The organism is Stenotrophomonas pictorum JCM 9942, assembly GCF_001431585.1.
GTDB lineage: Bacteria > Pseudomonadota > Gammaproteobacteria > Xanthomonadales > Xanthomonadaceae > Stenotrophomonas > Stenotrophomonas pictorum.
The window spans coordinates 48,956-74,787 of record NZ_LLXS01000008.1 but is presented as its reverse complement, the minus strand read 5'-3'; the positions used below and the strand labels follow the sequence as shown (position 1 = coordinate 74,787).

The following is a 25,832-nucleotide window of genomic DNA, read 5'->3' as shown; positions in this document are numbered from 1 at the left end:
GGTGTGGCCGGGATACGGCTGCCGCAGCTGCTCCCACCGCAGCGACTTTGGCCGCACGCGTTGTGTCGCGCAGGCTTCCACTTCGCTTCTCTCAAAGCGGGGCAATCCGGCCACGTACCAATCCAGGTTTCGTCGTAGCAACCACGGATCGTTGCGCGGGTCTGGAAATGCCACCGGGCAGTGTCGTGTCAAGCGTGCTCGTCGCAAGGTGAGCGGGAAGATGCACCTCGCCACTGGCGGGTCTACCGCAACGTGATGAGACCCGTGCCGCCGGCGTCGTACCGGTGCTGTGCGGTGAGCCAAGCCAAGCTGTGGTCCGCGCCTCTATCACCACAACGCCGGAATGGGCTTCGACACATCACGTTCGTTGAACAGGGCGTGTCGGATTCAACAACGCGTTCAGCTCCGCAGGGTGCCCGGAGCTGACCTGCTCAAGTTCACTTGATTGGCGGGACAGCGGATTGCGAAGGCGGCCACGGCAGGGATGTGTGTTTTGGCATCGGTCCCGCTTACCGTGGAACCGGCCGGCCGAGGCGGCTCCATGGATGAAGCGGCGCGGCGATGGTGGTCAAAAGTGAAACCCGGCACGCCGTTTCAGAAATGGATTGCGGTCCCGGGTTTGCGTTCAAGAATTCCTTTCATCACCCGATAGGGTTATTGATTGGCGACAGTCGGCCTGCTGCTGCGGCACGGACGATGTGTGTATAGACCACGCCGCTTTCACTGCGCGACGGGTGGGGGGGAGCATTATTGTCGTTGTCATCTTCAGGGAGCCGGATTCATGCCAGTACGGGAGGCAGGGAGGACACCGGAGGAAACGGGTACGGGCAATGCGATTACGCGCGGATTGGTACCCACCTCTCCGTTCTGGGCTTTGGCGGTATTGTTGCTGGGCCTGGTGTGCACGGCGGCTCTGGCGCACCATGAGTGGGTCTACCAGCAGCAGCGCACTGAATCCTTGCAGGGCTCGCTGGCCAATGCGGCGCAGTCGCGCATGCGCGAGCCGCTGAAGGGGGCGGCTATGGTGCTGCGCTCGATGCAGACGGTGTTCCTTTCCAGCGATGGAATGGACCAGAAAGAGTTCTCCCAATACCAGAAGAACCTGCGTCCGCAGGAGCTGGCGCAAGGTTATGTACTCACCGGCTTCGCGCGCGCCGAAACCAGTGCCACCGATCCCGGTCAGGTGGCTTACCGCTACCAGTTTGTGGCGCCGCTGCAGGGCAACGAGGTGCTGGTCGGTTTCGACATCACCCGGCAGCCGGATAATCTACGGGCATTGCAGCTGGCGCGGGACCGCGATATGCCCACCGCGTCAGCGCCGTTTCCCTTGGTGCAGTTCCAGGACGCGGCGGCCAGTGCCACCGGCGTCACCGTGCGCCTGCCGGTCTATTCTCCCGGTGCGGTTCCGCTGACGGTGCCTGAACGTCGTCAGCGCGAGATCGGAGCGCTGGCGGTCAGCATGCGACTGGAGCCGATGATCACCCAGGCACTGCAGGGGCGCGTGCTGGAATACATGCACGTGCAGATTCGCGATCTGGATGCGCCTGCCGGGCAGGACCTGGTATTTGCGTCAGCCACGCCGGTCGCCGAAGTTCCCCAGCAAGTGCGGCAACTGGATTTTGGCGGCCGCCGTTGGGAGATGCGTCTGTGGCCGCGCGCTGACCTGTTCGAATGGGGGCAACTGCGCGCGATCCTTATCGGCGGCACCGCGATCAGTACCCTGCTGGCACTGCTGGTGTGGTCGCAGATGACGACCCGGCGCCGCGCGGTTGATCTGGGGCGGCGCATGAGCGTGCGCTTCGGTGAAAGCGAGGCACGCTTCCGCACTCTCAACGAACTGCTGCCGGCGCTGGTGTTGCTGGCCAATGGTGACGGCAGCCGCATTACCTACGCCAACCAGGCGGCGCGGCAGTTGCTGGGTGACGTGGTCGGGTCACCGCTGTGCTCGCTGTTCGCCGATAGCCATGCCTGCGAGCGCGCGATTGCCATGGCGGTGAGTGGCGGTGGGTGGCGCAGCCAGGAGGTGATGCTGACCCCGGCCGGCGGCGCGGCTTTCTGGATCAATGCCTCGCTGGCCCAAGTGGAAGTGGAGGCACTGCCGCATTTGCTGATGGTGGCCACCGATACCAGTGCGCAGCGGGCGATGACCGAGCGCCTGCATTACCAGGCCACGCACGATGAATTGACCGGACTGCGTAATCGTCGCGAGTTCGAGCGGCTGCTGCGCGAAGCGCTGGCCGGGGATGACGGTACTGCACTGGCTGCGCCGTTCGCGCTGCTGTACTTCGACCTGGACCAGTTCAAGCTGATCAACGATCTGTCCGGCCATGCGGCCGGTGACCAGTTGCTGGTGCAGCTGGCGCGGGCGATGCGCGCCGTGTTGGGCCGCAACACGATTCTCGGCCGGCTCGGCGGGGACGAGTTCGCCCTGCTGGCGTTCGATGTGGACCTGGTGCAGGCCGAAGCGCTGGCCGAGCGCATCCGGCGCTGCATCGAGAGCCATATTTTCCACTGGCAGGAGCGTACTTATACCGTCAGCGCCAGCATTGGCCTGGTCATGGTCGAGCGCGAAGGCAGCACGCTCAAGGACCTGCTGGCCTGGGCCGACAGCGCCTGCTACCAAGCCAAGGAAAATGGCCGCAACCGTGTCTGCACCTATCGCGAGGATGCCGCCAGCACCCAGCGTATCGGCGAGATGGAGTGGGCCAACCGCCTACGCGGGGCGCTGGAGCAGGGCCAGCTTCTGCTGGACTACCAGGAGCTGGTGGCGCTTGACCCGGCGGCGGGTGATGCGGTGCATGTGGAGCTGCTGCTGCGCATGCGCGATCACACCGGCCGTGAGGTCATGCCCGGTGCCTTCCTCAGCGCCGGCGAGCGCTACGGGCTGATGCCGGCGGTGGACCGTTGGGTGATCCGTACCGCGTTGGCCAACTTCTCCCGGATCCATCCGTGCGGTGTCCAGCTGCACAGCTGTTCCATCAACCTGTCTGGCGCCAGCCTCGAGGATGACGGTTTGGCGGATTTCATCCTCGATGCGATCACCACGTTCAGGGTGCCGCCGGAGCGGCTGTGTTTTGAAATCACCGAAACGGTGGCTGTGCGCGACCTGCAACGCGTGGCACGTGTGATCGAGCGCCTGCGCGCGTCCGGATGCCGGATCGCGCTGGATGATTTCGGTGCCGGCATGTCCTCCTTCGGCTATCTGAAGAACCTGCCGGTGGACAGCATCAAGATCGACGGCAGCTTCGTGCGCGACCTTGGGCGAGAGCCGGTCAGCCGCATCATCATTGATGCCGTGACCCGGATTGGCCACGAGCGGAAACTGAAGGTCGTCGCCGAATGGGTGGATGACGAAAACGTGCTGTCTGTATTGCGCGAGCTCGGCGTGGACTACGCCCAGGGTTTCCTGCTGCACCGCCCCGAGCGGGTGCTGTTCCAGCGTGAAAAAGCTAACGTCCGGGTCGGTTGAATAAGACTGCGGTAAAAATGGTCCCTACGTGCCGTTGCCTGGCGCAGTCGGCCATGACTTTCGGCACGGATGTGATCTGCCTGTCGCGCAAAGCGGCGCTGATCCAGGGTGAGCAGCGCGGTTGGCCTACAATTTCCGGCCTTTCTGCACAAGCACGGGTTTTTGATGTCTGCCAAACCGCTCTCTCCCGCAGGCAAGCTGTTTGCCGCGGCCGCGTTTATCGAAGGTGTCACCTGGGCCGGGTTGCTGGTCGGCATGCTGCTCAAGTACGGCACGGAAACCACCACGCTGGGGGTGAGGATCTTCGGACCGCTGCATGGTGCGGCGTTCCTGTTCTACGTGGTGGTCAGCCTGTATGCGTGGGGCAGGTTGCGCTGGCCGCTGTGGGCGATGCTGGTGGCGCTGGTGGCCGCGGTGCCGCCACTGGTCACTGTGCCGGTGGAGATGTGGTTCCGCCGTATCGGACTGTTGTCCCACCGTCCGGCCTGATCGGCCGCGCTTCAACGGCCCGGATGCTCATGCCGGGGGCGCTGTACGGTCCGGTCGGGGTGTTTTCTGCGGCTGTCGGCGGCCTTGCCCCTGGCCCCTTGTGTCATGCCAGCCAGCCAAGGTTTGCATCGTGCCTGCCGTTTCCCGCAATTTTTTGCCGGTGATCTTTCCGGCGGTTTGTTTGATGGCATTCCTTGCCTCGTGCCGGGTGCCTTCAACATGGCGGTGCTGCACGAACGGTCTGCTGCAGAGGTCTGCAGCGATGCATATGCCGGCCGCCTGCGCGGAGCACGCCTTCGGGCAGTTGGGCCGGAGGTTTCGCGGCGTTGCAGCCGGCGCGTGTTCATTTCGGGTTCTGTCGAACGTGCGCTGGTTTTCGTGACGCCGGTGCGCGGCGGCAGGCGAGCGGGCCCCTGTGAGGCATCCCGCCCACCGGTGGGCGGTTTCTTCGGGGTCGGGACCGGCGCCTGCTGCTGCCAGCGGTGCCGGTCTTCAGGTCACGCGCCAGGACATCCCGGAAATGCGGAGCGGCGGGCGCCGGTGCTGCGGTGAGGCGTCGGGGCGTTTGGGCGACGCCATGGGGGCGGATTGCGGGGGCGGCCCGCAGCAAAGTGGTGGCCGTCCGGAGGTTCATTGATAATGGGGCCGTCCTGCGCCCAGGTGCGGGCTCCGTCATGAGGTAGACCTGGCGTTGAGGATGCCGGTACGGCGATGCGGTGGAGGGGGCTCCCGCATTGATCGGTTTGGGGGAAAGGGCACCGCGCCGGCGGCTTGGCGTTTGCCGCAGGTTTAAGTTGAACCGTCTAACGTTTTCCGCCTATCACGCCGTCCCATCGAGGAATTCTGGTGCATCACGGAAGCAGCGTTCATCCCAGCCCAAGCCGCGGTCATCTTCCCGATTGCCGCGGTTTTCTCCTGTCCTTCGTCGTGGGGCGCCGCGCGTGACGTCCGATATTTCCGGTCCTCCGCTACGGGATGCCGGTATGGCGGTGCTGCCGGCCGAGCATCCCCTGGCAATGCCCGAGCAGTCTTTGCGCGACGGCTATCTGCATGCGCCGCGGCAGCTCACCGCGCCGGCCAATATCGGTTTGCGGCGGCTGTATGTGTTCGGCACGACCGCGCTGATGACGCTGGCAGCCAGCGCGATGATGGCCCGGGTGCTGGCCAGTGGCGGCATCAATGTGCTGGAGGTCTGCCTGCTGGCGCTGTTCGTGCTGCTGTTCGCGTGGGTCGCCCTGTCGTTCGTCGGCAGCCTGGCGGGGCTGCAGGCGCTGCTCCGCGGGCGGCGGAAATTGGGCATCTATCCCGATACGCCGCTGCCGGCGTTGCGTGAGCGCACTGCGCTGCTGATGCCCACCTACAACGAGGACCCGCGGCGGATGATGGCCGGCCTGCAGGCGATCTACGAATCGGTTGCGGCCACCGGGCAGCTGGATCACTTCGATTTCTTCGTGCTCAGCGACACCACCCGCGAGGCGACCGGTCGCGCCGAGGAACAGGTGTTCGCACGACTGGTGCAGGCCACCGGCGGCGCCGGGCGCCTGTTCTACCGGCGCCGTGCCAGCAATGTCGGGCGCAAGGCCGGCAACATCGCCGACTGGGTGCGCCGCTTCGGCGGTGCCTACCCGCAGATGCTGATCCTGGATGCAGACAGCCTGATGACCGGTGAGGTGATCGTGCGGCTTGTGTCGGCGATGGAAAATCATCCCACGGTCGGCCTGATCCAGTCATTGCCGGCCGTCGTCAACGGCCGTACCGCGTTTGCCCGCATGCAGCAGTTTGGCGGCCGGGTGTATGGGCCGGTGATGGCCTATGGCGTGGCCTGGTGGCACGGGGCCGAGAGCAATTACTGGGGCCATAACGCGGTGATCCGCACCCGGGCCTTCGCCGAGCAGGCGGGGTTGCCCGAGCTGCCCGGCCGCAAGCCGTTTGGCGGACATGTGCTCAGCCACGATTTCGTCGAGGCGGCGCTGATCCGTCGCGGCGGCTGGGCCTGCCACATGGTGCCGTACCTGCACGGCAGCTACGAGGAAGGCCCGCCGACACTGACCGATCTGCTGATCCGGGATCGCCGCTGGTGCCAGGGCAACCTGCAGCACGCCAAGGTTGTCAGTGCCAGCGGGCTGCACTGGATCAGCCGGGTGCACATGCTGATCGGCATTGGCCATTACTTCACCGCGCCGATGTGGGCGATGCTGATGCTGATCGGGGTGGCCATTCCACTGATCCACGGCGGGATCGATGTGGCGCAGGAGCTGCACCTGCAGCTGGCCCCCGCGCAGTACTGGCGCGGGCTGGACCAGGACGGTGTGGTGTGGGTGTTCGTGCTGACCATGGCGGTGTTGCTGGCGCCCAAGGCGATGGGCTATGTCGCCATGCTCACCTCGCGCAACGAACGCCTCGGCTGCGGTGGCGCGCTGCGAGCGCTGGTCTCGGTGCTGCTGGAAACCGTGCTGGCGGCGCTGATGGCGCCGGTGGTGATGTACGTGCAGTCGCGGGGTGTGGCCGAAGTGCTGGCCGGCAAGGATTCGGGGTGGGATGCGCAGCAGCGTGACGATGGCAGCGTGTCGTGGCCGGAACTGCTGCGCCGCTATGGTGGCCTGAGTGTGTTCGGACTGCTGGTCGGCGGCATGGCCTATGCGGTTTCGCCGCCGCTGGCGGCATGGATGGCGCCAGTGGTGATCGGCATGGCGCTGGCGGTACCGGTGGTGGCGCTGACGTCCTCGCGCAGCGCCGGCGACTGGCTGCGGCGCCATGGCCTGCTGTCCATTCCCGAGGAGAGTGCACCGCCGGCCGTGCTGGTGCGCGCGGCCGAACTGAGAGCTGCGGCACTGCGCGAGCCCCTGCAGGACTGAGCCGGGGCCCGGGGCAGGCATAATGCGGGCCTGTCTTTGGGAGTCGTGGAAATGCTGGAAACAGTGGAACAGCAAACCGGCGCAGTGCCGGAATGGTCGGTGATCTGGTTGCACGGCCTGGGCGCCGATGGCCATGACTTCGCACCGATCGTGCCTGAACTGGTGCGCCCGCACTGGCCGGCGATCCGCTTCGTGTTTCCGCATGCGCCCAAGCGCCCGGTCAGCATCAACGGTGGCATGCCGATGCGGGCCTGGTACGACATCGTCAGCATGGATTTCCGCAGCCGCGCCGATACCGCTGGCGTGGCCGAGTCGGTGGCGCAGGTCGAGGAGCTGATCGCACGCGAACAGGAGCGCGGCATTCCGCTCGACCGCATCCTGCTGGCCGGTTTCTCGCAGGGCGGCGCCATCACCCTGGCCACCGGCCTGACCCGGCGTGAGCCGCTGGCCGGCCTGATCGCGTTGTCCACCTACCTGCCCGAAGTCGATGCCGCCGCCCGCCAGCTGGTGGAAGGCGCCACCGCCCAGCCGGTGTTCATGGCCCATGGCAGTGGCGATCCGGTGATTCCGCTGCAGATCGCCGAGCACAGCGCGCAGGTGCTCAGGCAGCTGGGTTTCGCGCTGGAATGGCACCGCTATCCGATGGCCCACCAGGTCTGCGCCGAGGAGATCCACGCGCTGGCTGAATGGCTGCAGCTTCGTTTCGCGCACGCATGATGTGAGTATTGGCAGCATGGTTGGCGTGTGGTCCGCACAGCAGTCGCGGGCCGGGGAGCACGCCGATCCGGTGGCAGATTGATGGTTTTGGGGAGATGACATGAAAGTGGTCATTGCCGATGACGAGCCCTTCGCCCGCGAGCGGTTGCGCGCGCTGCTGGCCGAGCACGCGGAGGTGGAAGTGGTCGCCGAGGCGGCCAACGGCGTGGAGGCCCTGCATGCCTGCGCCGAGTTCAAGCCGGATGTGGTGCTGCTGGATATCGCCATGCCCGGCGTCGACGGGCTGGAGGCGGCGCGCCACCTGGCGCAGTTCGAGCCACGCCCGGCGGTGGTGTTCTGCACCGCCTACGACGCCCATGCGCTGTCGGCGTTCGAGGCGGCGGCGATCGACTATCTGATGAAGCCCGTGCGCGCCGAGCGGCTGGCCTCGGCGCTGGAGCGGGCGCGCACCTTTGTCGCCGGGCGTGACCATGCCCCGGTCGCCGCAGCCGCGCAGGCACGGCGGGTGCTGTGCGCACGGCTGCGCGGCAGCCTGCGGCTGATTCCGGTGGAAGACATCCTGTATCTGCAGGCCGACGAGAAATACGTGGTGGTGCACCACACCCGCGGGCAGGACCTGATCGAGGAATCGTTGCGCTCGCTGGAAGAGGAGTTCCCGGCGCGTTTCATCCGCATCCACCGCAATTGCCTGGTCGCGCGTGCGCGGCTGGTCGAGTTGCGGCGTGCCCCGGCCGGGCAGGTGCATGCGGTGTTGCGCGATGTACCCGAGCCACTGGAAATCAGCCGCCGCTGCGTGGCCAGCCTGAAGCAGGCGTTGCCGCAGCTGTGACCGCCGCGCCGCTGCGGCGATAATGGGCACATGACTACCTTGCGTATTGCCACCCGAAAGAGCCCGCTTGCCCTGTGGCAGAGCGAACACGTCGCCGACCGCCTGCGCCAGGCCCATCCGGGGCTGGAGGTGACCCTGGTGCCGATGAGCACGCGCGGCGACGAGGTGCTGGACCGTTCGCTGGCGGCCATCGGCGGCAAGGGCCTGTTCCTGAAGGAACTGGAGCTGGCGATGCTGCGCGGCGAAGCCGACTGCGCGGTGCATTCGCTCAAGGATGTGCCGATGGAACTGGAGGCACCGTTCGTGTTGCCGGCCATTCTGACCCGCGCCGACCCGGCCGATGCCTTCGTTTCCAACCACTACGCCACGCTGGACCAGCTGCCGCACGGCGCGGTGGTGGGTACTTCGTCGCTGCGCCGGCAGGCCCAGCTGCGCGCGCTGCGGCCGGATCTGCAGTCGCGCGACCTGCGCGGCAACGTCAACACGCGTCTGGCCAAGCTCGACGCCGGCGACTACGACGCGATCATCCTGGCCTGCGCCGGGCTGGAACGTCTGCAGCTGGGCGGGCGCATCCGCAGCCGGCTGGTTGAGCCGCAATGGCTGCCGGCACCGGCGCAGGCCGCCGTGGCCATCGAATGTCGCGCCGATGCGACCGAGGTGATCGCGCGGGTCGCGACGCTGGATGATGCCGCCACGCGCACCTGCGTGGAGGCCGAGCGGGCAATGAACCGGGCGCTGGAGGGCAGCTGTCACGTGCCGGTGGCCGGCCTGGCGCAATGGCAGGGGCAGGACCTGTGGTTGCAGGGGCTGGTTGGCGGGGTGGCCGATGGCCGCATCGTGCGGACCGAGGCGCTGGGCCCGGCCGCGGATCCGGAAGCGCTGGGCCGGCGGGTTGCCGCGCAGCTGCTGCAGGCCGGTGCCGCCGACCTGCTGCGCTGAGCCACGACCGTAGGGGCGGGTCCGTCCGTTGCAGAAGCGCCCGGTTGCATGGACACAAAAAAGCCGGCTCGCGCCGGCTTTTTTGTATGGTGAACGTGCTCGCTTATTTGAAGCTGTACACCACGTTCATCGTGGTCAGCGTATCGGTCTTGCGCTTGTCCTCGGCCACGTCGCTGTTGTGGCGGGCCTGCCAGCCGGCTTTCAGCGCAAAATGCTTGTTCATGCTCACCGACACACCGAAGTCGTTCTGCGCGAAGGTGTTGTACGAGCCTGATTCCACCAGCAGGGTGTTGACCAGATCGGTGTTGTCGGTGATGGAATATTTCAGGTCGAACAGGCCACGGCCGATCAGGTCGGTGCGGTTCTCGTCGGTTTCCGAATTGTGCGAGCGGCGCACACCCGGGCCGATCTGCGTATCCAGCGTCACCCGCTCGGCATCGATCAGGCGCGTGCCGTAACCCAGACCGAAGCTGCCCTGGCGGTCGTAGGTGGCGAAATCGTCATTTTCATAGCGCACCGTCGCGGTCAGCTGGCGGTGCTCGCCCAGTTGCAGCGCGCTGCCGGCACCGGCGGTGTAGCGGTTGGAGGTGGTCTGGCGCTTGCGCGAGGTGCTGCCGTCGTCGGCGGTGACGGTGTATTCGGCGCTGGAACGCAGGCCGAACAGGTCCATGCTGTGGACCCAGTCGTCATCGCTGTAACGCAGCTTCAGGCGGCCGTTGAAGCTTTCGGTGCTGCTGTTGCCGTGGGCCGAGGCGAAGCCCAGTTCACCGCCACTGCCACTCCAGGGAGAGCTCATCGCGGCAGGATCGGAGCCGCTGTCGGCCCAGGCCAGCGGAGCACACAGCAGCAGCGGGAAAATCAGTGAAACACGCAGGGACATCAAGCAGTCTCCGGGGCACAAGGGGGGAAAACGGACGGTTTGATGATACCGGAAGCCCTGCTACCCCCCGGTTCAGTGCGGCGCGGCGCTTTAGTCGCGGTTGAAGATTGTCCGGCCAGGGCCGCTGCTCCATTGCAGCGCGGACTCGGACATAATCGGGCTCATGGACCGCTATGAACGTATCAACGCGCTGCATCGTCTTCTCAAGTCGGCCCGCTATCCGGTCACGGTGGCACGGCTGCAAGAGGAGTTGAGCTGTTCCAGAGCCACCGTGTACCGGGATCTGGCCTTCCTGCGCGATGCGCTGATGGCGCCGGTGGAAGGCGACGGCGAAGCCGGGTTCCGCTACCAGACGGGCGAAAGCGAGCGTTTCGAGCTGCCCGGGCTGTGGCTCAGCTCCGAGGAGCTGCATGCCTTGCTGGCATCCCAGCACCTGTTGTCGCGGACCGGCGGTGGCGTGCTGTCCTCGGTGCTGGCGCCGCTGCAACAGCGGATCGAGGGGCTGCTGGCGGCCCAGGCCGGGGCGTCGAACTGGCCGGTGGAGCGGGTGCGGGTCATCCCGCACCGCGGTCGCAAGCTGGACGAGGCCAGCTTCCGCACGGTGGCGTCCGGGGTGCTGGAGCGCAAGCAGCTGTCCTTCGAATACCGCGCGCGTTCGACCGATGAGGCCACCCGACGCACGGTGTCGCCGCAGCGGATCACCCATTACCGCGACAACTGGTATCTGGATGCCTGGGACCACAGCCGCGAGGCGGTGCGCAGTTTCGCGGTGGACCGCATCCACCAGGCGCGATTGCTGGACCAGCCGGCCCGCGATGTGCCCGATACCGAGCTGGACGAACAACTGGCCGCCAGCTACGGCATTTTCTCCGGCGCGCCCAAGGGCTGGGCGACGATCGTGTTCAGCGCCAAGGCCGCGCGCTGGGTCGCCGACGAGCACTGGCATTCCAAGCAGCAGGGGCGCTTTCTGGCCGATGGCCGCTACGAGTTGAAGGTGCCCTACAGCGTTTCACGCGAGTTGCTGATGGATGTGCTGCATTACGGCTCCGATGCGGAGATCGTCGAACCGCAGTCGCTGCGTGAACAGGCCAAAGCCTTGCTTGCATTGGCGCTGAGCAACTACGACTGAGCCGCTGACGACAGGCCGACATGAAAAAGCCCGGTGCTTTGGCATCGGGCTTTTTCAATCGCCGCGACCGGTCAGCGCAGAGGTGCCACCGACCGCTTATTTCTGGTTGGGAACCTCGAAGCCCAGCTTGTCCACCTGCTCCGGATGCTGCGGCACGCGCTTGAGCTTGTCGGTGTTGACCTCGTAGGTGTCACGCAGGCGCTGCGCAAGCCGCCGGTACAGGGTGATGTCCATATCCGGTTCGCGGGCAAAGATCCACGCCATCTCCCGGCCCGGGTAGCCGATCAGCGCCCAGGAGTAGTCCGGCGCCACCTCCAGGATGCGCGTGTGGGTGGGCACGATCTTGTAGAACCAGGTGCGCCAGCGGCGGTTGCCGCTGTCCGGGTCGACCTTGGCGCGGATGTTGATCTCCTCCAGTGGCTGGCTGAAGCCCTCGCGGAACTGGTAGCGGATGGCGACCTTGTCGTCCTCGCGCAGAGTGTAGGTGTTGACGCTGGCCACGTGGCCACGCTCGATGAAATTGGGGACCCGGCCAATCACATACCAGCGGCCCATGAAGCGCTGCAGGTCGATCGGACCGTTCACATCACCGGCCGCCGTCACCGGCGTCGGCGCGTCCTGTGCATGCAGCGGGGCCTGCGGCAGGGCCAGACTCAACAGGAGGGCGGACAGAAACACTGGAAGTGATCGCATTACGGAGTCGAGCGCCATTGGGGAGTCACGCCTGCATGTTCGACCGGTGGCGAGGGGCGCGTCAATGGCAGGTCGCAGCCGGTGAGATGGCCGCCGCCGAGCATGCACTCCCACCCCGTCATGCAGTCGGAGAACGTCATGTCGCAGTCGTCCGCATCGTCCTATCGTCGTAATGAATCGCATGAGCCCGATCGGCGGGTACTGCGTGGGGTCAGGCAGTGGGCGCTGGCGGGGCTGGCACTGGTGCTGGTATGGCCGGCGGCCCGCGGCTACAGCAGCTGGATCGGCTGGTTGCCGCTGTGGCTGGTGGGCATGCCGCTGGTGGCCTGGTGGGCGCTGTACCGGTTCCGCCTGCCGGCCGCCTGGCGTGCCGAGGGGGATCGCCGCGTTCGCCGTCGCCGGCCACAGGCACGGCGCTTCTGCCGTCCGGCGGCGGCCAGGACGCGGAAGGCGGCCTGACCTTCGACACGGGGCGCGTGGCAGCGAGCGTGCTAGCGTTCGCGCCTTATGACCGCATGGAGCCCGCATGTCCCGACTCACTTCCGCCTGCCTTGTCGCAGGCCTTATTTCCACCGGCCTGACCGGAGCCGCCATGGCCGCTGACGAATCCCAGGACAAGTACGCCTGGCTGGAAGAGGTTGCCGGTGACAAGCCGCTGACCTGGGTCAAGGCCCAGAACGCGCAGGCGGAAGCCAAGCTGGCGCAGACCCCGCAGTTCAAGCAGATGGAAGCCGGCATCCGCGAGGTGCTCGATTCGGACGCCAAGATCCCGGGCGTGGAGAAGATCGGCGACTATTACTACAACTTCTGGAAGGACAAGCAGCACGAGCGTGGCGTGTGGCGCCGTACCACGCTGGTGGAGTACCGCAAGGCCGAGCCGCTGTGGGAAACCATTCTGGATCTGGATGCGCTGAACAAGGCCGAGGGCGAGAACTGGGTATGGCATGGCGCCAACTGCCTGCGTCCGCAGTACACCCGCTGCCTGATCGCGCTGTCGCGCGGCGGCGCCGATGCCGATGTCACCCGCGAGTTCGATCTGGTCAAGAAGGACTGGATCCAGGACGGTTTCTTCCGTCCCGAAGCCAAGGGCGGCCTGGCCTGGATCGACCAGGACAACGTGTTCGTCTACACCGATTTCGGCGACGGCTCGATGACCACCTCCGGCTACCCGCGCGTGGTCAAGCAGTGGCGCCGCGGTACCCCGATCAGCGCGGCCACGACCGTGTACGAAGGCAAGCCCGAGGACATGTACATCTCGGCGATGCATGACGATACGCCCGGTTTCGAGCGCAATTTTGTCAACCGCACGATCGCTTTCTACAACAACGAACTGTTCCTGGTCGGCGCCGACGGCAAGCTGGTCAAGGTGGATGCGCCGAACTCTGCCGAGAAGAGCGTGCGTCGCGAATGGCTGACGCTTGAACTGCGTGAGCCGTGGACGGTGGGCGGCAAGACCTACGCCGCCGGTTCGCTGCTGGCGACAAGGTTCGACGATTTCATGGCCGGCAAGCGCACGTTCGACGTGCTGTTCGCGCCGACGGACACCACGTCGCTGGCCAGTGCGGTGTGGACCCGGTCGCACGTGGTGCTGAACGTGCTCGACGACGTCAAGAACCGCCTGAAGGTCCTCACCCATGGCCAGGACGGCTGGGTGTCCAGCGATTTCACCGGCGCACCGGCGTTCGGCACGATTGGTGTCGGCGCGGTGGATGCGGATGAAAGCGATGCGGTTTGGATGACCGTGACCGACTATCTGACCCCGACCGCGCTGGCCCTGGCCGAAATCGGCCAGCCGCCGGAAGTGCTCAAGACCATGCCGGCGTTCTTCGACGCCAGCGGCAAGGTGATCGAGCAGCACTTCGCCACCAGCAAGGATGGCACCCGCGTGCCGTACTTCGTCGTGCATGACAAGGCGATGAAGCTGGACGGCTCCAACCCGACCCTGCTGTACGGCTATGGCGGCTTCGAGATCTCGCTGACCCCCGGCTATTCCGGCGGCATGGGCCGTTCCTGGCTGGACAAAGGCGGCGTGTATGTCGTGGCCAACATCCGTGGCGGTGGCGAGTACGGTCCGCGCTGGCACCAGGCGGCGCTGAAGCAGAACCGGCACAAGGCCTATGAGGACTTCGCCGCGGTGGCGCAGGACCTGGTCAGCCGCAAGATCACCTCGGCCAGGCACCTGGGCGTGCAAGGCGGCAGCAACGGCGGCCTGCTCACCGGCAACATGCTGACCCAGTACCCGGAGCTGTTCGGCGCGGTGGTCGTGCAGGTGCCGCTACTGGACATGAAGCGCTACAGCCACCTGCTGGCTGGCGCCTCGTGGATGGCCGAGTACGGCAACCCGGATACGGCCGATTGGGACTACATCAAGACCTTCTCCCCGTACCACCTGTTCGATCCGGCCAAGAGCTACCCGCCGGTACTGTTCACCACCTCCACCCGCGATGACCGCGTGCACCCGGGCCACGCCCGCAAGATGGCCGCGAAGATGATCGAGGCCGGCAAGGACGTGACCTACTACGAGAACATCGAAGGCGGCCACGGCGGTGCGGCCAACAACGCGCAGGCCGCGCACATGCAGGCGCTGGCCTACAGCTTCCTGTGGGAGCAGCTGGGCGGGAAGTGATGTCCGACGGCAAGTGATGCAGGAAAAACGCCACCTTCCGGTGGCGTTTTTTTGTTCAGGGCGGCGTGGAGTGGATCAGCGTTGCTGCCAGCGGCGCAGGCCGCGGCCGATACGCTCCACCGCCTGCTGCAACCGCGGCACGTCCTGGGTGTAGGCGATGCGCACGTGCTGATGGGCGCGGTGCTGGCCGAAATCCAGCCCCGGCGTGAACGCCACATGTTCGGTTTCCAGAAAGTGCGCGCAGAAGGCCTGCGCATCGTCGGTGAACGCGCTGACATCGCAATACAGATAGAACGCGCCCTGCGGTTCCACGTCGATGCGGAAGCCCAGCTCGCGCAGGGCCGGCAGCAGGTAGTCGCGGCGCTGGCGGAACTGTTCGCGACGCTGCTCGAAGAGGGCGATGGTCTCGGGCTGGAAACACGCCAGCGCCGCATGCTGGGCCATCGACGGCGCGCTGATGTACAGGTTCTGGGCCAGCTTCTCCAGCTCGGGGACCGCCTGCGGCGGCGCCACCAGCCAACCCAGCCGCCAGCCGGTCATGCCGAAGTACTTGGAGAAGCTGTTCAGCACGAAGGCGCCGTCATCGACTTCCAGCACGCTGGGCGCGTCGAAGCCGTAGGTCAGGCCGTGGTAGATCTCGTCGACCACCAGATGTCCCCCGCGCGCCTTCACCGCGCCGGCCAGCGCCGCCAGCTGCGCCTTGTCCAGGGTGGTGCCGGTGGGGTTGGCCGGCGAGGCGAGCAGGGCACCGACGCTGTCGCGATTCCAGTGCGCGTCGATCAGCTCCGGGGTGAGCTGGTAGCCGGTGGCGGGCCCCGCCGGCACCAGTTGCGCGGCGCCTTCGACCAGACGCAGGAAATGCCGGTTGCAGGGATAGCCCGGGTCGGCCAGCAGCCAATGCCGGCCGGGATCGACCAGCAGGCTGGAGGCCAGCAGCAGGGCGCCGGAGCCGCCGGGCGTGATGAGGATGCGCTCGGGGTCGATGTCCAGCCGGTAGCGGTCGTGGTAGAAGCCGGCAATGGCCTGGCGCAGAGCCGGCAGGCCGCGGGCGGCGGTGTAGCGGGTATGGCCGGCGGCCAGCGCGGCCTGGCCGGCGGCGATGACCGGCGCGGCGGTGGTGAAGTCCGGCTCGCCGATTTCCAGATGGATCACATCGTGGCCGGCCTGCTCCAGTGCGTTGGCGCGGGCCAGCAGCGACATGACATGGAACGGGGCGATCTCGTGACTGCGACGGCTGTAGCCGGAAGGAGTGGGGTCGGATGTTTTCATCGCCGTCATGATAGGCGGGGTCCCCGGCATCGGGCCAACGGTGGGCCGTGGCACACTGTGGCCCGTTGCGCGGGCGGCCCGGAGCCAGCCCGCTGGAGCGCCTGATGAAATCCGCCCTTTGCCTGTTGGTTGCAAGCCTGATGATCAATACCGCCGCTGCTGTCTCCCCGCCTTCGCCGCCGGATGTGGAAAAACGCCCGCATACCGTCACCACGCCGTTCGGTGCGCAGCGCCAGGACGAGTACTACTGGCTGCGCGATGACAGCCGCGAAGATCCGGCGATGCTGGCTTACCTCAATGCCGAGAATGCCTATACCGACGCCCTGATGGCACCGCTCAAGCCGCTGGAGGAGAAGCTCTACGGCGAGATCGTCGGCCGCATCAAGCAGGATGACGCCAGCGTGCCGTACCGCGAGCGCGGTTACTGGTATTACACCCGCTATGAGACCGGCAAGGACTACCCGGTCTACGCCCGCCGCGAGGGCAGCATGGAGGCGGTCGAGCAGGTCCTGCTCGACCTGAACCCGATGGCCGAGGGCAAGGGCTATTTCTCCGTTGGTGACATGCAGGTCAGCCAGGACAACCGCCTGCTGGCCTGGGCCGAGGACGATGTCGGCCGCCGTCAGTACACGATCCGCTTCAAGGACCTGGCCACCGGCCAGATCCTGCCCGATGTGATCCAGGGCGTCTCGCCCAACGTGGTCTGGGCTGATGACAGCAAGACCCTGTTCTATGTCGAGAACGACCCGGAAACCCTGCTCACCGTACGGGTGAGGAAGCACGTGCTCGGCACCCCGGCCAGCAGTGATGCGCTGGTCTACGAGGAGCACGACGACAGCTTCTACATGCGCATCGGCCGTACCCGCGACGACCGTTACATCGTCATCGGCGTGGACAGCACGGTGTCTTCGGAGCTGCGCTACACCTCGGCCGCCACGCCGGGCGAGTTCACCGTGCTGGCGCCGCGCGCGCGTGATGTCGAATATGACGCCGACCACTATGACGGCCGCTGGGTGATCCGCACCAATGCCGACGGCGCCACCAACTTCAAGCTGGTCACCGCGCCGGAAGGCGCCACCAGCCGCACGCAGTGGCAGGACTGGGTCAAGCACGATCCGCAGGTGCTGATCGAAGGCTTCGAGCTGTTCGACGGCTACACCGCCATCGCCGAGCGCGCCGAAGCGCTGGAACGCGTGCGCCTGCTGTTCGCCGATGGCCGTAGGCAGTTCGTCAAGGCCGACGAGCCGGCCTACTCGATGGGCCTGTCGGTCAATGCCGAGCCGGACACCGATTGGCTACGCTACAGCTACACCTCGCTGACCACGCCGGCCACCACCTACGAGCTCAACGTGAGCACCGGCGAGCGCCGCCTGCTCAAGCAGCAGCCGGTGATCGGCTATGACCCGTCGCTTTACCAGACCGAGCGCGTCTGGGTGACCGCGCGCGATGGCGCCCAGGTGCCGGTGTCACTGGTCTACAGGAAGGGCTTCAAGAAGGACGGCACCGCCGCGCTGTACCAGTACGCCTACGGCAGCTACGGCATGTCGATGGATCCGGGGTTCAACCAGAGTGTGGTGAGCCTGCTCGATCGCGGCGTGGTCTACGCCATCGCCCATATCCGCGGCGGTGAGGAAATGGGTCGCAGCTGGTACGAGAACGGCAAGCTGCTGCACAAGCAGAACACCTTCAACGATTTCATCGATGTCACCCGCGCGCTGGTGGCCCAGGGGTATGCGGCCAAGGACCGCGTCGCCGCCTCCGGTGGCAGCGCCGGTGGCCTGCTGATGGGCGCGGTGGCCAACCAGGCCCCGGGCGACTACAAGGTGATGGTGGCGCAGGTGCCCTTCGTCGATGTGGTCACCACCATGCTCGATGCCAGCATCCCGCTGACCACCAACGAGTACGACGAGTGGGGCAACCCGGAGCAGAAGCCTTACTACGACTACATGCTCAAGTACTCGCCTTACGACAACGTGCGCGCACAGGCGTACCCGTCGCTGTTCGTCGGCACCGGCCTGTGGGATTCGCAGGTGCAGTACTGGGAGCCGGCCAAGTGGGTGGCCAAGTTGCGTGACGTCAATACCGGCACCGCGCCGATCGTGTTCCGTACCAACATGGAAGCCGGGCACGGTGGCAAGTCCGGCCGCTTCCAGCGGTACAAGGAACAGGCCGAGTCCTTTGCCTTCGTGCTGTGGCAGCTGGGCCTGGCCGATTGATGCCGCCGGCTTCCCGCGATGTCTGATACACCACCGCCAGATGAGCCCCGCCCACCACGCCTGCGCTGGGCGTGGTGGCTGCTGGCCTACGTCAGCCTGGGGGTGGGCATTGTCGGCATCTTCGTGCCGGGCCTGCCGACCACCGTCTTCGTGCTGATTTCGGCCTGGGCCGCTTCCCATGGTTCCGAGCGCCTGCACCGCTGGCTGCTCGATCACCCGCGCTTCGGCCCGGCCATCAGGGACTGGCGGGCGCACGGCGCGGTCAGCCGCAAGGGCAAATGGATGGCCAGCGCCACCATGCTGGTCTGCGCGCTGATCACCCTGTGGTGCGTACCGCTGGCGTGGGTGAAGTGGACCTCGATCAGCATCATGGCCTGCGTCTGCCTGTGGTTGTGGCGGCGGCCTTTGCCGCCGGGCGATGACTGAGCGCTCGCGGCGCCATCCGGATTTCATGGTCCAATCGCTATACTCGGCGCCATGAACAAGACGTCCCGTTGCCTGATTTCCATCCCCGCCACCCTCCTGCTGCTTGCCTTGGCCGCTTGCGGCAACAAGGGCCCACTGGTGATGCCACAGAAGCCGGTGCCGATCGAGGAGCAGGAAGTCGTCCCGGACGATGTGGACGCGGCCGCTTCCGACACGCCGACCGACCAGGCGGAACCAGAGCCGGTCGACAGCGGCGACGATGCGGGGATCAAGCCGGCAGAAAGTGCTGACACCCCCAATGAGTAAGCCGGTTTCAGGGCGCCTTCGCTTCACCAAGATGCATGGCGCCGGCAACGATTTCGTGGTGCTGGACCTGCGTGACGGCAGCCCGCCGCCGGATACGGCATTGGCGGCCCGGTTGGCCGACCGGCATCGCGGCGTGGGTTGCGACCAGATATTGACCATCGAACCGGCGCGCAGCGACGGCGCGGTGGCGTCGTACCGGATCTGGAATTCCGACGGTTCCAGCTCGCAGCAATGCGGCAACGGCGCGCGCTGTGTCGCGGCCTGGCTGGTGCGTGCGGGTGTGGCGCAGGGCGATGAATTCATCATCGACAGCCCGACCCGCAGCCACACCGTGCAGCGGCTGGGTCCGGACCAGTATGCGGTGGCGATGGGGCGTCCGGTGTTCGCACCGGCACAGATCCCGTTGCTGGGTTTCCCGCGCGCGCGGGAGGAATATGTGCTGTCCTTGCAGGGCGAGAATGTCCGCTTCGGTACGGTGTCGATGGGCAACCCGCATGCGGTGCTGGAAGTGGGCCTGATCGACGCCGCGCCGCTGGAGCGGATCGGGCCGCTGCTGCAGCAGCACGCCTCGTTCCCGGAGTCGGTGAATGTGGGTTTTGCCCAGGTCATGGATGCCGGGCATGCGCGGCTGCGCGTGTACGAACGCGGTGTCGGCGAGACATTGGCCTGTGGCAGTGGCGCCTGCGCCGCGGCGGTGGTGCTGATGCAGCGGGGCCGTCTGCGGCGCGATGCGGTGATGTCATTGCCTGGAGGGGATCTGCGTATCCAGTGGCCGGCCGACGACGCGGAAGTGGTGATGTCCGGTCCGGCGGCATTCGTATTCGACGGAGAATGGACGGGATGAACGACACGGTCGAGAAAATCGGTGCCCACGAAGTCGCCGCCTGGCTGCGGCGTCACCCCAGCTTCCTCAAGCAGTTCCCCGATCTGGCGCTGACCATGGTGGTGCCGCGCGATGACGGCCCCACCGCCTCGCTGGCCAGCTACCAGCTGGAAGTGCTGCGCGACAAGAACCGCGAACTGTCGCGGCGGCTGGCCGACCTGGGCAGCAACGCGCAGATCAACGAGCGGCTGGCCGTGCGCACCCACCAGCTGACCCTGGCGCTGATGCGCCAGACCAGCGCCGCCGCCACGCTCAAGGCGATGGCCGCCTCGCTGGAAGAGGATTTCGCCGGCGATCTGGTCAGCCTCATCGTGTTTGATGCGGTGCCCGAACTGGAACAGGCGCCGTGGTTGCAGGTGCTCGCCCACGACGATCCGGCGCTGGCACCGTTCCACGATTGCCTGCTCGACGGCGAGCCCATCTGCGGTCGTCTGCAGCAGGAAAAGAACCAGGTGCTGTATCGCGAACGCGTGGGCGAGGTCGCGTCCACCGCGCTGCTGCCGTTGCCGGGTGTGGGCCTGATCGCGGTGGGCAGCCATGATCCCAACCGCTTCTACCCGGGCATGGGCACGCTGTTCCTGCGCATGATGGGCGAGGCGCTGGCGGTGGGGTTGCAGCGCTTCCGCAGCGTCTGATGGCAGGGATGCGGCGATGAGCGCCGTGCAGGCCTTCCTGTCGTATCTGCGGATCGAGCGGCGCATGTCGGCGCATACGCTCGATGCCTACCAGCGCGATCTGGCGGCGTTGTCGCAGTGGTGCGAAGCCCAGGATCTGGGCGATCCGCAGGCATTGTCGGGCGACCGGCTGCGCGAATTCATCGCTGCCGAGCACCGGCGTGGACTGGCGGCCAAAAGCCTGCAGCGGCGGCTGTCGGCGTGCCGCAGTTTCTATACCTGGCTGCTGAAGAACCGTGCCATCGCCACCAGTCCGGCTGCCGGCCTGCGTGCGCCCAAGGCGCCGCGCAAGCTGCCGCAGGTGCTCGATGCCGATGAGGCGGTGCAGCTGGTCGAACTGCCCACCGATGCGCCGCTGGGGTTGCGTGATCGCGCGCTGCTGGAGCTGTTCTATTCCTCCGGGCTGCGCCTGAGTGAGCTGTGCGCGTTGCGCTGGCGCGATCTGGACGTCGCCAGCGGGCTGGTGCTGGTGCATGGCAAGGGCAATCGCGAGCGCGCGGTGCCCGTCGGCTCGCATGCCTTGGCGGCATTGCAGCAGTGGCGGTGCGACAGTGCCGGTACTGCGGAAAAACCGGTATTCCCCGGACGCGGTGGCGGCCCGATCACCCCGCGTGCGGTGCAGATCCGCATCAAGCAGCTGGCGCAGCGCCAGGGGCTGTTCAAGCACGTGCATCCGCACATGCTGCGGCACAGTTTTGCCAGTCACATCCTGGAGTCGTCCGGCGACCTGCGCGGTGTGCAGGAGCTGCTCGGCCACGCCGACATCGCCACCACCCAGATCTACACGCATCTGGATTTCCAGCACCTGGCCAAGGTCTACGACGCCTCCCATCCACGCGCCCGGCGCAAGTCCTGATCCGCATCGCCACCGGCGGGTCCGCCGGGCTGAATCGGCGCTGCCTGATTGCACCTTGTTTGACTTGTGTCAGGGCGCCAGCGATGGCATCTGCCCATTGTGGGCAGGACCCGTGGAGAGATCGACATGGCCAAGCCGTTTCCGCTCAAACCCAAGCACCCCGAGCGCATCTGCTGGGGCTGCGACCGCTATTGCGCCGCTGATACGCTGGCCTGTGGCAATGGCTCCGGGCGCACGCAACATCCGATCGAAACCCAGGGCGAGGACTGGTACGTGGCCTGGGGTATCGAGCCGGAACCCGGGCGTCCCCATCAGGCCCGCAAGCAGCAACCTTGGTGAGTCCGCGCGGCTGAATGCCGACTGTCGCGGCACGGTGGCGGCCAGGCTTGATCGCTGCGGAAACTGTCCCCATGTCCGTGGAACAGTATCCCGGAGGCCGTATGGACCCCAGTCAGAACCCGAATGTTTTTCACGCCACCACCATCTGCTGCGTCCGCCGCGGCGCGCATGTGGCGATCGCTGGCGATGGTCAGGTCACCTTGGGACACACGGTGATGAAGGGCAACGCGCGCAAGGTGCGCCGGCTCGGTCGTGACGGCCAGGTGCTGGCCGGCTTTGCCGGTGCCGCGGCCGATGCGTTCACCCTGTTCGAACTGTTTGAAGCCAAGCTCGAGAAGCACGGCCAGCTGACCCGCGCGGCGGTGGAACTGGCCAAGGACTGGCGCACCGAGCGCCGTCTGGGCAAGCTGGAAGCGCTGCTGGCGGTGGCCGACCGGGAAACCTCGCTGATCATCAGCGGCACCGGTGATGTGATCGAGCCGGAGGACGGCATCATCGCCATCGGCTCGGGCGGCTCCTATGCCCTGAGCGCGGCACGCGCGCTGCTGGCCCACACCCAGATGGATGCCAAGGCTGTGGCGACCGAGGCGATCCATATCGCCGGCGGCATCTGCATCTACACCAATACCAACGTGGTGGTTGAAGAGCTCTGAGCCCTTCCGCCAACGATTGCGAGTACCCCATGAACCACAAGATCGAAGTTTCCTCCGCCACCATGACGCCGCGCGAGATCGTGCAGGAACTGGACCGGCACATCGTCGGCCAGCACGACGCCAAGCGTGCGGTGGCCATCGCCCTGCGCAACCGCTGGCGGCGCATGCAGTTGCCGGCTGATCTGCGCAACGAAGTGATGCCGAAGAACATCCTGATGATCGGCCCGACCGGTGTCGGCAAGACCGAGATCGCACGCCGCCTGGCGACGCTGGCCAATGCGCCGTTCGTGAAGGTGGAGGCGACCCGTTTCACCGAGGTCGGCTACGTCGGCAAGGACGTGGAACAGATCATCCGCGATCTGGCCGATACCGCGGTCAAGCTGTACCGCGAACAGGCCAAGGTGCGCGTACGCATGCAGGCCGAGGAGAAGGCCGAAGACCGGATTCTCGACGCGCTGTTGCCGCGCCGCAGTGTCGGCATCGGTTTCGACGCCGAAGCCGCGCGCAACGAGCCCTCGGCGCAGGACAATGAAACCCGCATCAAGTTCCGGCGCATGCTGCGCGCCGGGGAACTGGACGAGCGCGAGATCGAGCTGGAGTTCAGCGCCAACCTCAGCATGGACATCATGACCCCACCGGGCATGGAGGAAATGGGCCAGCAGCTCAGGTCCATGTTCGCCAATCTCGGCGGTGCCAAGGCGAACAAGCGCACCTTGACGATCAAGGCGGCCCGTCCGCTGCTGATCGAGGAGGAGGCCGGCAAGCTGGTCAACGAGGACGATATCCGCGCGGCGGCGATCGAGGCCTGCGAACAGCACGGCATCGTCTTCATCGACGAGATCGACAAGGTCGCCAAGCGCGGCGACAACGTCGGTGGCGGCGATGTTTCGCGCGAGGGCGTGCAGCGCGACCTGCTGCCGCTGGTGGAAGGTTCCAACGTGTCGACCAAGTACGGCACGATCAAGACCGACCACATCCTGTTCATCGCATCGGGTGCCTTCCATCTGGCCAAGCCCTCGGATCTGATTCCCGAATTGCAGGGCCGCTTCCCGATCCGCGTCGAGCTGGGGGCGTTGAGCAAGGATGATTTCGTGCGCATCCTCACCGAGCCGAAGGCGGCGCTGACCAAACAGTACGAAGCCCTGCTGGCCACCGAAGGCGTCGAGGTCGATTTCACCGTTGATGCCGTCGACCGCTTGGCCGAGATCGCCGCGCAGGTCAACGAGCGGCAGGAGAACATCGGTGCCCGCCGGCTGCACACGGTGCTGGAGCGGCTGCTCGATACGCTCAGCTACGAAGCGCCGGATCGTGATGGCGACAAGGTCGTGATTGATCGCGGCTACGTCGACAAGCACCTGGGTGAGCTGGTGCAGGATCCGGACCTGAGCCGCTACATCCTGTAACCGCTATCCCTTACGGGCGTAGATGGAACGGCAGCCCCCTTGGTGCTGCCGTTTCTGTTTGCGGGTGTTCTGGGCGGGAGCGGCGGCGGCCTGGCGTCAGTCCAGCTCGTCCGGATCGAGTTCAGGCAGCGGCAGTGGCGCCGCGCCCGGTGTGAATACGCCCGGTTGCACGTAGTACGACAGCAGCGCATCCATCGTTTCGCGACTGTCGCGTTCCAGGTCGAACCGCTGCGGTTGCAGCATCGCGCTGTACAGCACCCCAGTGAGGCCGGCATGCAGGATGCGCGAGACCACGGCGGCATCCACACCTTCGCGCAGCTGGCTGAGTGCGCCGGCGCGTTCGAGGGCGCGGCGGAAGATCGCCATCTCCTCCTCGATGCTGTCGTGCTGCAGCTGCTGCATGGCCTGGCTTTCGGCCGAAAGGTCATTGCGCAGCATGATCTCCATCAGATCGCGCAGGCGCGGATCGTTGGCCAGCTCGCCCACCGAGATCAGCATCGCCGAGCGCAGGTCGAGGATGGGCGTGTTGCGATGCGGTGAATAGGTGCGACGCAGGCGTTTGATGAAGGGGACGCGCTCACGGCCGATCATCGCCTCCAGCACTTCGGTCTTGTTCTTGAAGTGCCAGTACACCGCGCCGCGTGAGCAGCCGGCGCGCTCGCCGATGGCGGCCAGCGAAGTGCCGGCCACACCGTTCTCGTGGAAGCAGGCCAACGCTGCATCGAGGATGCCTTCGCGGGTGGCTTGCGCCTCTTCTTTGGTTTTTCTGGCCATTGCGCGGTGCACAGGTGGGATGACGCCAGACTGAACTGTATCCGTTTACAAACAGTCATGCATGTATGTATATTTCCGCCGCTTGCTTTGCAGGATGGCGGTGATCTGCGCCGGGTAGCCGCCGCCCCGGCTGCGCCCGTACCGTATGCGCCAGCGGTTGCGCCAGCTGCTGCCAGGTGCCGCCGGATCCTCAAGCGCTATTTTCCCTATTGAGTCTCTCTCTTCATGCACGCCATCAGCCGCTGCCGTCTCCTCGCGCTCTCGCTCGCACTCACCCTCACGCTGGCCGCCTGCAAAGGGGGCGAGGCGCCGCCGCCGCAAGGTCCTGGCCAGGTCACGGTGGTCACGCTCAAGGCCGAACCGGTCACCCTGACCCGCGAGCTGGCCGGCCGCGCCACCGGCTACCAGGTCGCCGAAGTGCGTCCGCAGGTCAGTGGCATCATCGCCAAGCGCCTGTTCACCGAAGGCAGCCTGGTCAAGGAAGGCCAGCCGCTGTACCAGCTCGACGATGCCGCCTACCGCGCCCAGGCCAACAGTGCCCGCGCCCAGCTGGCCCGGGCCGAAGCCAGCGCCAACGCCGCGCGTCTGGCCGCCCGGCGCAGCGCCGAGCTGGTCAAGAGCAAAGTCATCAGCGTGCAGGATGACGAGAACGCGCAGGCTGCCTGGAAGCAGGCCGAGGCCGATGTGGGTGCCGCGCGCGCGGCGCTGGATGCGGCCAATGTGACGCTGGGCTATGCCCGCATCACCGCACCGATCAGCGGCCAGATCGGCAAATCCTCGGTCACCGAAGGCGCGCTGGTCAGCGCCGGCCAGGTCGCCGCGCTGGCCACCATCAACCAGCTCGACCCGATCTACATCGATGTCAGCCAGTCCTCGGCCGAGCTGCTGCAGCTGCGCCGCGAACTGGCCGCCGGGCGCCTGGAAGGCGCGTCCGAGCTGCCGGTGGAGATCTTGCTGGAAGATGGCAGCACCTTCGCCCACAAGGGCAAGCTGGAGTTCTCCGAGGTCAGCGTCGATCCCGCCACCGGCAGCTATGGCCTGCGCGTGCGCGTGGACAACCCCGAGCAGGTGCTGATGCCGGGCATGTTCGTGCGCGCGGTGCTGGCCAGCGGCGTGCGTCCCGATGCGCTGCTGGTACCGATGCAGGGCATCGCCCGCGATCCCAAGGGCAATACCACCGCGATGGTGGTCGATGGCGAGGGCAAGGTCGCGCTGCGCCCGGTCACCGTCAGCCGCACGGTCGGTGACAAGTGGCTGGTGGAAGACGGCCTGAAGGCCGGTGACAAGGTCATCGTCGAGGGCCTGCAGAAGATCGGCCCGGGGATGCCGGTGCAGGCCACCGAGAAGGGTGCCGAAGCCGCCCAGCCCGCCGCCGCGCCTGCCGCGGCGCCGGCTGCCAAGCAGTAA

Annotated in this window: 23 protein-coding genes; 19 read left to right on the top strand and 4 right to left on the bottom strand. The window is 66.4% G+C overall.

Going from position 1 to position 25,832, the window contains the following annotated elements:
• The first annotated feature begins 874 nt into the window (after nucleotides 1-874).
• The 6 genes from ARC78_RS03590 (at nucleotide 875) to hemC (ending at nucleotide 9,298) form a co-directional block, all read left to right on the top strand.
• Nucleotides 875-3,469 carry a bifunctional diguanylate cyclase/phosphodiesterase gene (locus ARC78_RS03590; protein WP_241772650.1) on the top strand — a complete coding sequence of 865 codons (2,595 nt, stop codon included), beginning with the start codon at nucleotides 875-877 and terminating at the stop codon, nucleotides 3,467-3,469.
• Nucleotides 3,470-3,634: 165 nt separating this feature from the next.
• Complete coding sequence (locus ARC78_RS03585) at nucleotides 3,635-3,958, top strand: DUF3817 domain-containing protein (protein ID WP_054657908.1); 324 nt, start codon at nucleotides 3,635-3,637, stop codon at nucleotides 3,956-3,958.
• Nucleotides 3,959-4,857: 899 nt separating this feature from the next.
• Nucleotides 4,858-6,813, top strand: coding sequence for a glucans biosynthesis glucosyltransferase MdoH (mdoH, locus tag ARC78_RS03580; RefSeq protein ID WP_425480551.1), 1,956 nt, complete (start codon nucleotides 4,858-4,860; stop codon nucleotides 6,811-6,813).
• 51 nt (nucleotides 6,814-6,864) lie between these two features.
• A complete protein-coding gene (locus ARC78_RS03575; RefSeq protein ID WP_057505749.1) occupies nucleotides 6,865-7,530 on the top strand; it encodes an alpha/beta hydrolase in 666 nt (221 codons plus the stop codon).
• Between the two features lie 100 nt (nucleotides 7,531-7,630).
• The gene (locus ARC78_RS03570; RefSeq protein WP_057505748.1) at nucleotides 7,631-8,359 is read left to right on the top strand and encodes a LytR/AlgR family response regulator transcription factor; all 729 of its coding nucleotides are present in this window, start codon (nucleotides 7,631-7,633) and stop codon (nucleotides 8,357-8,359) included.
• A gap of 30 nt (nucleotides 8,360-8,389) precedes the next feature.
• Nucleotides 8,390-9,298: a hydroxymethylbilane synthase gene (gene hemC, locus ARC78_RS03565; protein WP_057505747.1), complete on the top strand. Its 909-nt coding sequence runs from the start codon at nucleotides 8,390-8,392 to the stop codon at nucleotides 9,296-9,298.
• A gap of 103 nt (nucleotides 9,299-9,401) precedes the next feature.
• Here hemC and ARC78_RS03560 read toward each other — a convergent pair whose 3' ends face one another.
• Entirely contained in the window at nucleotides 9,402-10,178 is a 777-nt protein-coding gene (locus ARC78_RS03560) for a DUF481 domain-containing protein (RefSeq protein WP_054660161.1), read from the bottom strand.
• 163 nt (nucleotides 10,179-10,341) lie between these two features.
• Between ARC78_RS03560 and ARC78_RS03555 the strand changes: the two genes are divergently transcribed.
• The gene (locus tag ARC78_RS03555; RefSeq protein WP_054660163.1) at nucleotides 10,342-11,307 is read left to right on the top strand and encodes a helix-turn-helix transcriptional regulator; all 966 of its coding nucleotides are present in this window, start codon (nucleotides 10,342-10,344) and stop codon (nucleotides 11,305-11,307) included.
• Between the two features lie 96 nt (nucleotides 11,308-11,403).
• On the opposite strand, the gene ARC78_RS03550 is transcribed toward ARC78_RS03555, so the two are convergent.
• Nucleotides 11,404-12,000, bottom strand: coding sequence for a lipocalin family protein (locus tag ARC78_RS03550; protein ID WP_054660165.1), 597 nt, complete (start codon nucleotides 11,998-12,000; stop codon nucleotides 11,404-11,406).
• Between the two features lie 138 nt (nucleotides 12,001-12,138).
• On the opposite strand from ARC78_RS03550, the gene ARC78_RS03545 reads away from it, so the two are divergent.
• Nucleotides 12,139-12,459 (top strand): hypothetical protein, encoded by a 321-nt coding sequence (locus tag ARC78_RS03545; protein ID WP_057505773.1) that lies wholly within the window; start codon nucleotides 12,139-12,141, stop codon nucleotides 12,457-12,459.
• A 67-nt stretch (nucleotides 12,460-12,526) separates the two neighbouring features.
• Nucleotides 12,527-14,626 carry a prolyl oligopeptidase family serine peptidase gene (locus ARC78_RS03540; protein WP_054660102.1) on the top strand — a complete coding sequence of 700 codons (2,100 nt, stop codon included), beginning with the start codon at nucleotides 12,527-12,529 and terminating at the stop codon, nucleotides 14,624-14,626.
• Between the two features lie 75 nt (nucleotides 14,627-14,701).
• Here the strand turns inward: ARC78_RS03540 and ARC78_RS03535 are convergent, their stop codons facing one another.
• A complete protein-coding gene (locus tag ARC78_RS03535; RefSeq protein WP_096144893.1) occupies nucleotides 14,702-15,895 on the bottom strand; it encodes a pyridoxal phosphate-dependent aminotransferase in 1,194 nt (397 codons plus the stop codon).
• A gap of 104 nt (nucleotides 15,896-15,999) precedes the next feature.
• Between ARC78_RS03535 and ARC78_RS03530 the strand changes: the two genes are divergently transcribed.
• The 9 genes from ARC78_RS03530 to hslU all read left to right on the top strand — a co-directional run bounded on the left by ARC78_RS03530 (nucleotide 16,000) and on the right by hslU (nucleotide 23,651).
• Nucleotides 16,000-18,111: a S9 family peptidase gene (locus ARC78_RS03530; protein WP_054658500.1), complete on the top strand. Its 2,112-nt coding sequence runs from the start codon at nucleotides 16,000-16,002 to the stop codon at nucleotides 18,109-18,111.
• A gap of 18 nt (nucleotides 18,112-18,129) precedes the next feature.
• Nucleotides 18,130-18,537 carry a YbaN family protein gene (locus ARC78_RS03525; RefSeq protein WP_054658502.1) on the top strand — a complete coding sequence of 136 codons (408 nt, stop codon included), beginning with the start codon at nucleotides 18,130-18,132 and terminating at the stop codon, nucleotides 18,535-18,537.
• 51 nt (nucleotides 18,538-18,588) lie between these two features.
• The gene (gene lptM, locus ARC78_RS03520) at nucleotides 18,589-18,843 is read left to right on the top strand and encodes an LPS translocon maturation chaperone LptM (RefSeq protein WP_054658504.1); all 255 of its coding nucleotides are present in this window, start codon (nucleotides 18,589-18,591) and stop codon (nucleotides 18,841-18,843) included.
• Nucleotides 18,836-19,687 (top strand): diaminopimelate epimerase, encoded by an 852-nt coding sequence (dapF, locus tag ARC78_RS03515; RefSeq protein WP_054658506.1) that lies wholly within the window; start codon nucleotides 18,836-18,838, stop codon nucleotides 19,685-19,687. The genes lptM and dapF overlap by 8 nt, the downstream gene beginning before the upstream one ends.
• Nucleotides 19,684-20,361: a DUF484 family protein gene (locus ARC78_RS03510; RefSeq protein ID WP_057505745.1), complete on the top strand. Its 678-nt coding sequence runs from the start codon at nucleotides 19,684-19,686 to the stop codon at nucleotides 20,359-20,361. The genes dapF and ARC78_RS03510 overlap by 4 nt, the downstream gene beginning before the upstream one ends.
• Before the next feature lie 16 nt (nucleotides 20,362-20,377).
• On the top strand, nucleotides 20,378-21,256 hold the full coding sequence (gene xerC, locus ARC78_RS03505; RefSeq protein WP_083468444.1) for a tyrosine recombinase XerC: 879 nt from the start codon (nucleotides 20,378-20,380) through the stop codon (nucleotides 21,254-21,256).
• A 126-nt stretch (nucleotides 21,257-21,382) separates the two neighbouring features.
• On the top strand, nucleotides 21,383-21,595 hold the full coding sequence (locus tag ARC78_RS03500) for a DUF3079 domain-containing protein (RefSeq protein ID WP_054658508.1): 213 nt from the start codon (nucleotides 21,383-21,385) through the stop codon (nucleotides 21,593-21,595).
• 101 nt (nucleotides 21,596-21,696) lie between these two features.
• Nucleotides 21,697-22,248: an ATP-dependent protease subunit HslV gene (gene hslV, locus ARC78_RS03495; protein ID WP_054658510.1), complete on the top strand. Its 552-nt coding sequence runs from the start codon at nucleotides 21,697-21,699 to the stop codon at nucleotides 22,246-22,248.
• Between the two features lie 29 nt (nucleotides 22,249-22,277).
• The gene (gene hslU / locus ARC78_RS03490; RefSeq protein WP_054658512.1) at nucleotides 22,278-23,651 is read left to right on the top strand and encodes an ATP-dependent protease ATPase subunit HslU; all 1,374 of its coding nucleotides are present in this window, start codon (nucleotides 22,278-22,280) and stop codon (nucleotides 23,649-23,651) included.
• A 96-nt stretch (nucleotides 23,652-23,747) separates the two neighbouring features.
• Here the strand turns inward: hslU and ARC78_RS03485 are convergent, their stop codons facing one another.
• On the bottom strand, nucleotides 23,748-24,425 hold the full coding sequence (locus ARC78_RS03485) for a TetR family transcriptional regulator (protein ID WP_054658514.1): 678 nt from the start codon (nucleotides 24,423-24,425) through the stop codon (nucleotides 23,748-23,750).
• Nucleotides 24,426-24,650: 225 nt separating this feature from the next.
• Between ARC78_RS03485 and ARC78_RS03480 the strand changes: the two genes are divergently transcribed.
• The gene (locus ARC78_RS03480) at nucleotides 24,651-25,832 is read left to right on the top strand and encodes an efflux RND transporter periplasmic adaptor subunit (RefSeq protein ID WP_057505744.1); all 1,182 of its coding nucleotides are present in this window, start codon (nucleotides 24,651-24,653) and stop codon (nucleotides 25,830-25,832) included.